Raw genomic sequence first — 12123 nt, forward strand, 5'->3', positions numbered from 1 at the left:
TTTACTTAAGGTTAATGGCCTTCATTTTATTATAAAGGGTTTTGCGGTCGATATTCAGGATTTCGGCAGCTTTGGTTTTGTTGAAATTAACTTCCCTTAACACCCTTATAATTGTTTCATACTCGGCCTCGAGCGCGGCATTTTTAAGGTCATGACGGGGTTCTTTAGCCTCGGGCGCTTCTTCTGTATGCGATGTGGTATGATGATGTTGCGTATAATGATTAGCCGTTTCGTATGATAATTTATAGGTCGACATTTCAAGCGGCAATGCTTTAAGTGTGATCTCATTGCCCTCGGCTAAAAGCGCTGCACGGCGGATCACGTTTTTAAGCTCGCGGATATTGCCCGGCCAGCGGTAGTTCATAAAGCAATCTACAACCTCCTGTGAGAAGGATTCAACGTTGCGCCCGAGCTCCTGGTTGGCTATTTTTAAAAAATGTTCGGCCAGTAATATAATATCATGGCCGCGCTCACGTAATGGCGGCATGTAAATGCTAAACTCGTTAAAGCGATGATAAAGATCTTCGCGGAAGCGGCCTTTCTGAATCCCTTCCTGTAGGTTCTCATTGGTGGCTATGATAATGCGTACATCAAGATCTATCTCTTTAGTACTGCCTATTCTTTTAACTTTACGTTCCTGTACGGTACGAAGTAAAGCAGCCTGGATCTCGTACGAAAGGTTGCCCACTTCATCTAAAAATAAAGTGCCTCCGTTAGCCATTTCAAAGTGGCCTATTTTAGTATATAAAGCGCCGGTAAATGAACCCTTTTCGTGGCCAAAAAATTCACTTGCCGCGAGCTCCTTTGTTAAAGAACCGCAATCCATGGCTATAAAAGGCTGGTTATGCCGCGGACTGTTGAGGTGAATGCTTTTCGCTACGGATTCTTTTCCTGTGCCACTTTCGCCTAAAATAATAACACTGTAGTTTGTTGGCGCCACCAGTTCTATCTGCCGGGCAAGCTCTTTTGACGCGCGGCTGGTGCCAGTTACAAATTCGGCTGCAAAAACGGTTTTTTTTACAGTGTTAACTTTAGTTTTCTCCGGTAAAATAGTGGCCTGTGGCTCCTCGTCAATTTCAACCAGGGCATGGTGTGTTTCAAGGGCCTTATTAATAGTATTTAATATTTCATCAGGATACAGCGGCTTGGTGATATAATCATAGGCCCCCATTTTTATAAGCTCAACCGCCATTTTAATATCTGAATAGCCGGTGATGATGATAACCCCTGTTTTTGGATATTGGATTTTAATATTGCGGAGCATTTCACGGCCGTCGGTATCTTCGAGCCTGAAATCACATAGTACAAGTTGATATTCACCATTTTTCAACGCTTCCATCCCCCCGGTACCGCTTGATGCCGTACTAACGTCAAACCCATTCCGCGTCAAAAACTTCGATAGCAATAACGCCACATTAACTTCATCATCAATGATGAGGATCCTTTTCATATTCAGCAATTATTGTGCGGTAAATGTAATATTACGTGTCAAAATACAAACAATGTGCTAATTTATACGATTTATTTAATTATAAAGGTTCATATCAACTAAAAAAACATAATAAAAAAGGGGAGCCGAATGAGCTCCCCTTTTTATATCAAGGTATTTGTAGGGCCATATATTAAAAGCCGTACGCTACACGTAAACCTATAAAGTTAACTTTGCTTTGATCAACACCTGTTGCATATTTGGTAGTTGCTTCATAGCGGATACCAGCATCAATAAAGCTGCTTGCACTTACCGGGAACTGAACACCAACTTGCGGAGCATAAACAAATGCAGTTGATTTATTGGCACCAACGTCAGATTTGTTTAACAGAAATGCAGCACCGGCTTCGCCCTGAACATAAAAATTGCTGATAGGGAAGTATTTCAAACCTGCTTTAACCGGGATTAAATGAAAATCAGGTGCGTCAAGGCCTTGTACACCGCCAATATCTTTTTTACCGAATACGTTGTTATAGCCTGCGTTAACAGTAACGAATAACTGGTTTGAAAGAACCGGGATATCAGCCTGTACCGAACCGCCTAAATTCCACTTGTAGTTATCTTTGAAATTGCTAAGAGGAATGCCTGCGTCAACACCGATGCTGTAACGGATGCCGCTTTTAGTTGTAGTTGATGTTGTAGTAGTGGTGGTAGGTGTAGATGTTTGTGCTTTTGCACCAAATGCTAAGCCTGCAAATGCAAGGGCTAATGCTGAAACTTTGAATAAATTTTTCATAACTATTGTTGTGTTTTTGATATATGTTGTTTTAAACACACAGCAAATTAACAACACAAATCAGACGCGATTTTTCATCCAAAAGTCATGAATATTTAATCAATTGATTAATAGTAATTTATTTTTTGACCCTATGGGTATTTTAGTCAGGCGAGTGTAAAATGGACTTGTAATTGCTGTTTTTTTGTCAAAATTAACATTGGCTTAACATGGGCTTTTGACCCGAAAAATGATGAATTCTGCGTGAAATTGGGCGAAACGAGTAAATGCCGAAAAAATCCTGTGAATTTAGTTTACAATATACATCCTGTAATCATTATAGAACTACTCAAAACAAAAAGGGCTTAAGCAAACGCCCAAGCCCTTTAGTTGCTAAAATAATAGCAGATATTATTCTTTATTCTCCAAATCGGCAGCAGCGGATTCGTCAAGGAACCATTCTACTTCGCCGGATATGGAATCAATAAGCTGTGCTGGATAAAGCTCAATATCCTCATCATCTTCCAGGATGTGTTTTACAGCTTCGGCCTTGCCTGCGCCGTAAACTAAGAATGCTATTTGGGCAGCATCATTAATAAGCGGTGCGTTGAGGGTAATGCGCCATACCTGCTGGTCTTCAAGCCATACTTCTTTTACACCAGGCACACGGTCATGTAACACCGGGGTATAAGGGAATAATGATGCGGTGTGCGAGTTATCGCCCAAGCCTAACAGCACCAGGTCAAAACTTGCTTCGCCATCATCAAAAAACGCCGAGATCACTTCCCAGTATTTGGCAGCGGCTTCGGCAGGGTCAAACGATGTCTCAACCGGAAAAATCTGTGCCGGACTGATCATCAATGGCTCAAACAATGCCTTTTTTGCCATTAGGTAGTTGCTGTCCTTATGGTCATGAGGTACGTTGCGCTCATCGCCAAAAAAGAAGAAAACTTTTTCCCAGTTCACCTGGTCGGCGTATGTTGTTGAAGCTAATAGTTCGTATAGCTTTTTAGGTGAGCTGCCGCCCGAAAGCGCCACACTGAACTTCCCGTTTTTGTTAATGGCTTCGGTAGCCAGTGTAACAAAATGATCGGCCAGCCCGGTTAAAACTTCACCTTCTGTGTTATAGATATTCAGTTTCATCAGCTTTTATTTTTTACCGTTTACAGGTAAAGTAAACCAGTTATAGCCATCACGGGCAATTAAAGCTTCTGCAGCTTCAGGGCCCCATGAATCGGCCGAATAATTAGGGAAGTTAAGGCTCTTTTTATTTTGCCATGTGTTTAGTATCGGCATTACCAGTTCCCATGCCGCCTCAACCTGGTCACCACGCATAAACAGGGTTTGATCGCCCATCATGGTATCCAGTATCAGTGTTTCATAAGCTTCAGGTGCCTGGTTGGTATAAGTACCTTTATAGTCAAACACCATATCAACGGCGTTTAATACCATATCGATACCGGGGCGTTTAGCCTGAACCTGCAAACGGATGCTCATCTCTGGCTGAATGCTGATGATCAACCTGTTTTGCTGCCAGCTTTCGGTAGCTTCGGCCGGGAAAATCTGGTGAGGGACATCTTTAAACTGGATAGTGATAACTGATGATGACTGGTGCATTCTTTTACCTGTACGCAAGTAGAATGGTACACCTTGCCAGCGCCAGTTGTCGATGAAGAACTTAATTGCTGCAAAAGTTTCGGTATTTGATTCCGGATTAACTTTTGGTTCTTCGCGGTATCCAGGTACTTCTTTACCTTTCATCCATCCGCTGCCGTATTGGCCCCTAACTGTTGAGTTGCGTACGTCTTCAGCAGTAAACTTGCGCATTGCTTTCAATACGTCAACTTTGCGGTCGCGTACTTCGTCGGCGCTAAAACTGATAGGCGGTTCCATAGCCACGTGGCAAAGCAATTGCAGCAGGTGGTTCTGGATCATATCGCGCATAGCGCCTGAGCCATCGTAGTAATCGCCGCGCTCTTCCACGCCCAATTGCTCCGTAACGGAGATCTGTACGTGCTCAATGTGGTTACGGTTCCAAAGGGGTTCCATAATGGAGTTGGCAAAACGGAAAGCCATAATGTTTTGAACCGTTTCCTTGCCCAGGTAGTGGTCAATGCGATAGATCTGGCACTCGTCGAAAATGCTCTTTAATAACGCGTTGAGATCTTTTGCAGTTTCCAGGTCGTGTCCAAATGGTTTCTCAATGATGATCCTTACACGTTTTTTATCATCGGCCAATTTAGCTTTTGATATGTTTGAGGCAATGATCGGGAAGAAATTAGGCGCTACCGCAAGGTAAAACAACACGTTTGCCTTAGTTTTCCACTCGGCGTTGTGTTTTTCAATGCGTTTGCCAAATTCTTTGTATGTTTCAAAATCAGTAGCGTCAGATACCTGGTAATAAACGTTTTTTACAAATTCGGCCCATTGTTTATCATCCGTTTTACCGCTGCGCGAAAACTGGTTGATATCTTTATATAGGTTTTCTCTGAACTGCTCGTCGGTTAGCTTGGTACGACCGGTACCAATAATGGAAAATTGTTTGGGCATCCATCCATCTAAAAATAGATTATATAGGGCCGGCGCAATTTTCCGGGAGTTCAAATCTCCCGTTCCACCAAAAATGATAAATATGGTAGGGTCTGATTTAGCTGTTGTGCTCATTGTTTTGTTTTAATTAATAGCGTCAATTAGTCGTTTGCCGGAGCCCATTGTGTATGGAAGGTGCCTTCTTTACCAATCAGCTCATAAGTGTGCGCGCCAAAATAATCACGCTGGGCCTGGGTAAGGTTTGAAGGCATTCTTTCGCTGCGGAAAGCATCAAAATAGCTCAATGCTGAAGCATAACCGGGAGCAGCAACACCAGCAGCAATAGTAGCCGATAATACTTTCCTGATGCCTGGTAAGGTACCGGCAACCAATGCCTGGATATCACTGTCAAGCAACAGGTGAGGCAGTGCCTGATCTTTATTGTAAGCATTGTAAATGTCATTCAAAAATTCTGAACGGATGATACAGCCGCCTCTCCAGATCTTGGCAATTTCGCCCAAATGAAGGTCATATTTATACTCTTCAGATGCTTTGGTAAGCAGGTGCATACCCTGTGCATAAGTAAGGATGCTGGTAAAATAGAAAGCCTGCTCTAAAGCAACCAGTAACTCTTCTTTATCTCCTTTAAGCTCGATAGGGTCGTTATAAAGGGCAGAAGCTTTTTCGCGCAGTGATTTGTATTTAGACAGGTCGCGCATAGATACCGATGTATCGATGGTTGGGATTGGGGTTACCAAATCCATAGCCACCTGCGACGTCCATTTACCTGTACCTTTAGCTTTCGCTTCGTCTTTAATATCATCTAACAATAAATGATCGGTTCCAGGTGCTTTGTATTTGAAAATATCTTTGGTGATATCTAACAGGAATGACTGTAAACGGCCTTCGTTCCATTTAGTGAACAGATCGCCAATTTCGTCGTTACCTAACTTTAAGCCTTTTTTAAGGATCTCATAAGTTTCGGCAATTACCTGCATGATACCGTACTCGATGCCGTTGTGAACCATTTTAACAAAGTGACCTGATGCGCCAGGGCCAATGTAAGTAACACAAGGTTCGCCGTTAACTTTAGCAGCAATGGCTTCAAAAATAGGTTTCATGACAGCATAAGCATCCTTATCGCCACCCGGCATCATGCTTGGGCCACGACGGGCACCTTCTTCACCGCCTGATACACCCATGCCAAAGAAATGCAGTCCTTTAGCCTCCAGTTCCTCAACACGACGGTTTGTATCAGTAAAGTGCGAGTTACCGCCATCAATCAGTATATCGCCTTTTTCTAATAACGGGGTTAATTCCTCAATTACAGCGTCAACAATTTTACCGGCAGGCACCAACATCATGATAGCCCTTGGTGTGGTAAGGCTCTGTATAAATTCTTTAACATCGGCAAAGCCCTTTGCGGCCCTGTCACCAGCTTCCTGGTTCAATGAATCTACTTTACCGGTATCTTTATCGTGCCCGGCCACCGCGAAGCCATGATCGGCCATGTTCAGCAGCAGGCTGCGACCCATAACACCCAGGCCTATCATACCAAAGGCGTATTTATTTTCTGTTGCGCTCATGTTGTTTTGAGGTTTTCTTTTTTAAGAGTTTCTAAAATTTTCTTAGTGTTTTCGAGGCTGGTGTGCTGAAAAGAACGGATGCCTAATTTTTGCGCGGTATCGACAAACATTTTCCTGTCGTCGAAATAAACGCATTGCTGAGGCGATACCTGGGCTATACCCATAGCTAACTGCCAGATACCCGGATCAGGTTTACGCATTTTTACTTCGCATGATGATACAAATGCATCAAAACACTCATGCAGCTTAAACTTACGTACCCTATAATCGTTTAGCTCCTTACCCTCGTTGTTCACTGATATAATGCGGAAGCCGCAATCTTTTTTCCAATCTTTCAGGAATTGCAGCATAGGCAATTCCACAGATGTAGAATAGATGAAATCCTTAAAATCTTCGCGTACAAAATCCCGCGGGTGGTTAAATATCACCGTATCAAGGTATTCGTCGAGCGTGATGCTACCAATTTCATATACGTTAAAAATGAAATTATGCAGCGCGTTAACTTCGTCGTAATCAAGGTTAAAACGTTTGGCCGCTTCTTCGCGCGCCTCATGCCCCCATCCGTTCGACAGCAAAATGCCGCCCACGTCAAAAAAAAGGATCTTTAGATCAGCAACTTCCATAGATGTATTTTTTTAGTCGTAAGTCTTTAGTATTAAGTCCGAAGTCAAAATAATTACCCCGACTTCGAACTCATCACTTTCGACTTAAGACTTCGAACTTATTACTTATTCTTTTGTGTTTCGATGGCGTTCAACAACTTTTCAAATGGCTTGTTGAATTTCTCGATACCTTCGTCTTCCAGTTGCTGGGTTACAGCAGCAAGGTCGATACCTAAAGAAGGTAGTTTGGCTAAGATCTCGGTAGCTTTATCTAAACCGGTTTCTAAAGTGTTGGCAGCAACACCGTGATCACGGAAAGCGTCAACAGTTTCCAGAGGAACGGTATCAACCGTGTCCGGGCCAATTAATGCCTCAACATATTTGGTATCTTTAAATGCAGGGTTTTTGCTGCCTGTACTTGCCCATAATAAACGCTGTGGTTGTGCACCTTGCTCGGCAAGTTTTTTCCACCTTTCACTGCTGAATACCCTTTTATAAATTTCGTATGCTTTTTTAGCTGATGCGATTGCGACCTCACCATACAGCTCTTTTTCGCCTTTTGCTTCAATGATCGGGTCCACAACAACATCAATACGGCTCAGAAAGAAACTGGCTACTGACGCAATGTGGGCAATTTTATGACCTGCAGCTAAATGCTCTTCCAGGCCTGCAATGTAAGCTTCGGTCACTTCTTCATAACGCTCTAAGCCAAACAGCAGGGTAACATTGATATTGATACCTTTTGCAATTGATTGCTGAATAGCAGCCAAACCTGGTTTAGTACCAGGGATTTTGATCATTACGTTTTCGCGGTTAACTTTTTTCCAAAGTTCTTCTGCTTGTTTAGCAGTACCTTCGGTATCTAAAGCCAGGAACGGAGAAACTTCAAGGCTTACGTAACCATCAACTTTGTTTGATTCTTCGTAAACACCTTTAAACAGGTCGGCAGCAGCCTGGATATCTTTAACAGCTATTTCAAAAAACAGCTTTTCGTTGTCGCTTTCAGATTTAAGAGCAGCGATATCAGCATCGTAATCAGAACTGCTGCTGATAGCCTTTTCAAAAATTGCAGGGTTTGAAGTAACGCCGCGTACGCCGTCAACGTCAATTAATTGTTTAAGTTTTCCTGAAGAAATGATCTCACGGTCAATAAAATCAAGCCAGATACTCTGACCAAAACCATGTATCTGTGCTACGTTATTAGTTGCCATAATAGGGTTTGTTTTTGTGTTTGTTAATTATGTTGTTAAAAGCGCGATGAAGGTAGTGAAAATTGCTACCAAATCGGTCTATTATGTAAAGTTCTTAATAAGAATGTCAGTAATTGTAAGATTTATATCATACTTTGTTAATATTTCCGGGTTAAGTCTGCAGTTTTTAGCAGTAAATGCCGGTTTTTAGTCTTAAATTAGAATTAGCAAATCAAAAGTCTAATTTTCTTTAAGATTTCGGACTAAAGATGTCGAACTTAAGGCTAAATCTAACTGTTCGAGGCCATGATAATATTCACATCAAAGCCGATAAAAAGCCCGCTTTCAATTACCCCTGTTATCGATTTAATATCCCTTTCAAAACTTTTACCAATTTCATCGAATTTGCAATCCAATACAAGGTTGCCATTTTCTGAAATTATTGGCCCATCCTTACCTTTTGCCGGACGGATAGCTATTTCGGTGGCCCCTAAACTTTTCAGCTCCTTTTCCACATAAGGCAATGCCTGCGGAAAAACCTCGATAGGTACCGGAAATTTCGAGCCTAATTTATCAACCATTTTCGACTCATCAACTATAATATAACTTACTTCACTTGAGCTGATGAGCAACTTCTCTTTAAACATAGCCCCGCCGCGCCCTTTGATCAGGCTTTTGTCGGGGTCAACCTCATCAGCTCCGTCAAAAAGCCAATCGGGTTTATGTTCATACAGCGTTGTTATTGGCAGGCCCAGTTTACTGCAAAACATAGAAAGCTCTACAGAAGTGGGGATAGCTTTTACATTCAGCTTTTCATCTTTTACCCTTTGGGCAATGGCCACCAAAGCCAGGTATGATGTTGAACCCGAGCCAACACCTATAATATCGCCATCCTTAACTTTTGCCGCTATTTCGGCAGCTACCTTTTGTTTGCCTTCGATATTGATAATCTTATCGGCCCACTCCAGGTTATTTATCAGGTTGCTGTTCCAGTTCATGTTAGTTCAGAATCAAGAAGTCAAGAGTCAAGAGCCAGGAAGGAAGAAAGATCTTGATTCCTGACTCTTGATTTCTTGCCTCTATAAAAGAGCTTTTGCTTTTTTAACAACGTTATCAACAGTAAAGCCGAAGTGTTTGTACAGATCTTCGGCTGGGGCTGATTCGCCAAAGGTGGTCATACCCAGCATATCGCCTTCGTCAGTGATATATTTGTGCCAGCCCATTGGTGATGCCATTTCAACCGCCAAACGTTTTTTACTTGCTTTAGGGAATACTGATTCTTTGTAAGCCGCATCCTGTTTTTCAAACAATTCCCATGATGGCATACTTACCACGCGGGTTGAAATGCCTTCAGTTTCCAGTTTTTCCTGTGCCTGCATAATTAAGGCTACTTCAGATCCGGTAGCGATCAGGATCAGATCCGGGCCTTTGCTGCCTTCTGAAAGGATATAAGCACCTTTTTCCAGGTTTTCGGCTTTGCCATATTTATCCTGGTCAAGGATAGGTAGGCCCTGGCGGGTGAAGATCAGCACAGTTGGGCCGCCTTTTTTCTCGATGGCAACACGCCATGCATGCGCGCTTTCGTTGGCATCAGCCGGGCGGATCACTGTTAAGTTTGGTATCGAACGTAAAGAAGCCAATTGCTCAATAGGCTGGTGGGTAGTACCATCCTCGCCCAAGCCGATACTGTCATGCGTATAAACAAAAATCGGGTTTATTTTCATGATGGCAGCCAGGCGGATTGGCGGGCGCATATATTCAGAAAACATCAGGAAGGTAGCACCAAACGGCAACACACCTTTGGTTAAAGCCATACCGTTTAATGCAGAACCCATAGCATGCTCACGAATGCCGAAGTGGAAGTTGCGGCCTGCACGGTTTTCTGATGTAAACGAATCGTACTCTTTCAGGTTAGTTTCGGTTGATGGGGCAAGGTCGGCCGCACCGCCAATAAGGTTTGGCAATGCCGGCGCGATAGCGTTCAACACTTTGCCTGATGCCTGGCGGGTTGCCATTTTAGGGTCGGAACCTTTAAATACCGGCAATTTATCTTTCCAGCCCGCAGGTAGTTCGCCTTTCGCGGCAGCTTCGTATTCGGCGGCTAACTCAGGAAATTTTGCTTTATAATCTGCAAATAATTTGTTCCATTTTTCTTCAACTGCAGCGCCGCGTGCACCTTTTTTGTGATAGTAATCCAGCACCTCGTCAGGTACGTTGAATGATTTTTCAGGATCGAAACCGAAGAATTGTTTTACCAGTTTAATTTCGTCGGCGCCAAGCGGCGAACCATGTGAACCTGCAGTGCCCGATTTATTAGGGCTACCATAGGCAATCAGCGAGCGAACGCGGATAAATGACGGTTTCTGAGTTTCGGCTTTGGCATTGATCAAAGCCAGCTCAAGCGCGTGGGTATCGTTTACGTCAGTAAGGTCCTGCACGTGCCAGCCGTATGCGCGAAAACGGGCGCTTACATCTTCATTAAAAGCAATATCAGTGCTGCCTTCAATAGAGATGTGGTTGTCATCATATAAATAGATCAGGTTACCCAATTGCAGGTGACCTGCCAATGATGCCGCTTCTGATGTTACACCCTCCATCAAGTCGCCATCGCTGCAGATGGTGTAAATATTGTAGTTGAACAGCTCAAAACCAGGTTTGTTGTAACGGGCAGCCAGGTGTTTTTGAGCAATGGCAAAGCCCACAGCATTGGCAAAGCCCTGTCCCAGCGGACCGGTAGTTACTTCAATGCCCGGAGCCAAACCATATTCAGGGTGACCGGCCGTTTTGCTGTTTAGCTGGCGAAACTGTTTGATATCATCTAATGAAAGATCATAGCCCATTAAATACAAAAAGTTGTACTGTAAAATACAAGCGTGGCCTGCCGAAAGGATAAACCTGTCGCGGTTTGCCCAATCGGGGTTTTTAGGGTTGTAGTTTAAAAACTTTGTCCATAAAACGTGGCCCATTGGTGCCAGCGCCATAGCTGTACCGGGGTGGCCTGAGTTTGCTTTTTGCACAGCATCGGCTGCCAATACCCTTACGGTATCAATCGCCAATTTTTCTATGTCTTGTTGGTTTTCCATTTTGTTATCAGGTATTGTAGTTAGTGTTAGTTTTTAATTTACTCGGTAGGTGTTGCAATTTTGCGCTTGGTTTTACTTTCGTCCTCACTGAGCCAAAGCCTCGCGCCGCCTTTGATACCATCGGCATTGGTAACTATCTTCATATTTTTGTCGAGCTTAAAGGTAAGCTCATCTGAATTGCCGCCGCCAATGTATAAAGTATCGTAATTGAATACAGTTTTCAATATTTTGAAAACCTTTTTCATGCGTTTGTTCCATTTCTCTTTGCCTTCTTTCTCCAAAGCCTTCTCGCCGATATAGTTATCATAGGTAATACCTTCTTTTATCGGAAGGTGCGCCAGTTCAAAGTGAGGCAACAAATGACCGTCCATTAACAAAGCAGTACCAAAACCTGTGCCCAGGGTTATCACCATTTCGAGGCCTTTCCCGGCAACTACGCCAAGCCCCTGCATATCGGCATCGTTTACCACCTGTGTTGGTTTGCCTAATGCTTTTTCCAGTTTTTTGCTTAAATCAACATCGGCCCAGTAATCGGTACCAAGGTTAGGCGCGGTTTTAACAACCCCGTTTTTTACATAACCCGGGAAACCAACCGATATTTTATCATATGCCGGAAAATCCTTCACAAGGGTGTTGATAGCTTTTATAACGTTTTCGGGATTTGCAGGAGCGGGAGTAGGTATCTTGTCGTACTCCATTTTTAAATCCCCTTTTTTATTCAGGATAGTGGCTTTAATGTGTGATCCACCGATATCGATTGAGAGAACCCTTAATTGGGATGGTGTTTTTTTCATTTAGCGTAATTTATTTAGCTGGTTGGCAATTTGGTGAAAACCTTAGTTCCCAGCGCATAAATATCACATTTTAATAATATCAAATTGTTAAATAATGTGATAAAATCAATTTATCCCATTGAAGCAACAAAGGTA

General features: G+C 43.0%; 10 protein-coding genes. All 10 read right to left on the reverse strand.

Going from position 1 to position 12123, the window contains the following annotated elements:
- Window position 1: 1 nt before the first annotated feature.
- Entirely contained in the window at window positions 2-1450 is a 1449-nt protein-coding gene (locus J3L18_RS27240; RefSeq protein WP_129568966.1) for a sigma-54-dependent transcriptional regulator, read from the reverse strand.
- Between the two features lie 172 nt (window positions 1451-1622).
- On the reverse strand, window positions 1623-2225 hold the full coding sequence (locus J3L18_RS27245) for an outer membrane beta-barrel protein (RefSeq protein ID WP_091167061.1): 603 nt from the start codon (window positions 2223-2225) through the stop codon (window positions 1623-1625).
- 390 nt (window positions 2226-2615) lie between these two features.
- Window positions 2616-3347 (reverse strand): 6-phosphogluconolactonase, encoded by a 732-nt coding sequence (gene pgl, locus J3L18_RS27250; RefSeq protein WP_129568967.1) that lies wholly within the window; start codon window positions 3345-3347, stop codon window positions 2616-2618.
- A gap of 6 nt (window positions 3348-3353) precedes the next feature.
- Window positions 3354-4868: a glucose-6-phosphate dehydrogenase gene (zwf, locus tag J3L18_RS27255; protein ID WP_129568968.1), complete on the reverse strand. Its 1515-nt coding sequence runs from the start codon at window positions 4866-4868 to the stop codon at window positions 3354-3356.
- A gap of 26 nt (window positions 4869-4894) precedes the next feature.
- Window positions 4895-6319, reverse strand: a complete 1425-nt coding sequence (gene gnd / locus J3L18_RS27260) for an NADP-dependent phosphogluconate dehydrogenase (RefSeq protein WP_091167067.1) — start codon at window positions 6317-6319, stop codon at window positions 4895-4897.
- Window positions 6316-6942, reverse strand: a complete 627-nt coding sequence (locus J3L18_RS27265; RefSeq protein ID WP_129568969.1) for an HAD family hydrolase — start codon at window positions 6940-6942, stop codon at window positions 6316-6318. The genes gnd and J3L18_RS27265 overlap by 4 nt, the downstream gene beginning before the upstream one ends.
- Window positions 6943-7043: 101 nt before the next feature.
- Window positions 7044-8132 carry a transaldolase gene (gene tal, locus J3L18_RS27270; protein WP_091167073.1) on the reverse strand — a complete coding sequence of 363 codons (1089 nt, stop codon included), beginning with the start codon at window positions 8130-8132 and terminating at the stop codon, window positions 7044-7046.
- Window positions 8133-8401: 269 nt separating this feature from the next.
- Window positions 8402-9109 (reverse strand): ribose 5-phosphate isomerase A, encoded by a 708-nt coding sequence (gene rpiA / locus J3L18_RS27275; RefSeq protein ID WP_091167076.1) that lies wholly within the window; start codon window positions 9107-9109, stop codon window positions 8402-8404.
- 81 nt (window positions 9110-9190) lie between these two features.
- The gene (tkt, locus tag J3L18_RS27280) at window positions 9191-11194 is read right to left on the reverse strand and encodes a transketolase (RefSeq protein ID WP_129568970.1); all 2004 of its coding nucleotides are present in this window, start codon (window positions 11192-11194) and stop codon (window positions 9191-9193) included.
- 38 nt (window positions 11195-11232) lie between these two features.
- Entirely contained in the window at window positions 11233-11988 is a 756-nt protein-coding gene (locus tag J3L18_RS27285; RefSeq protein WP_090532325.1) for an ROK family protein, read from the reverse strand.
- Window positions 11989-12123: the final 135 nt, after the last annotated feature.

The organism is Mucilaginibacter gossypii (genome assembly GCF_017569325.2).
Classification (GTDB): domain Bacteria; phylum Bacteroidota; class Bacteroidia; order Sphingobacteriales; family Sphingobacteriaceae; genus Mucilaginibacter; species Mucilaginibacter gossypii.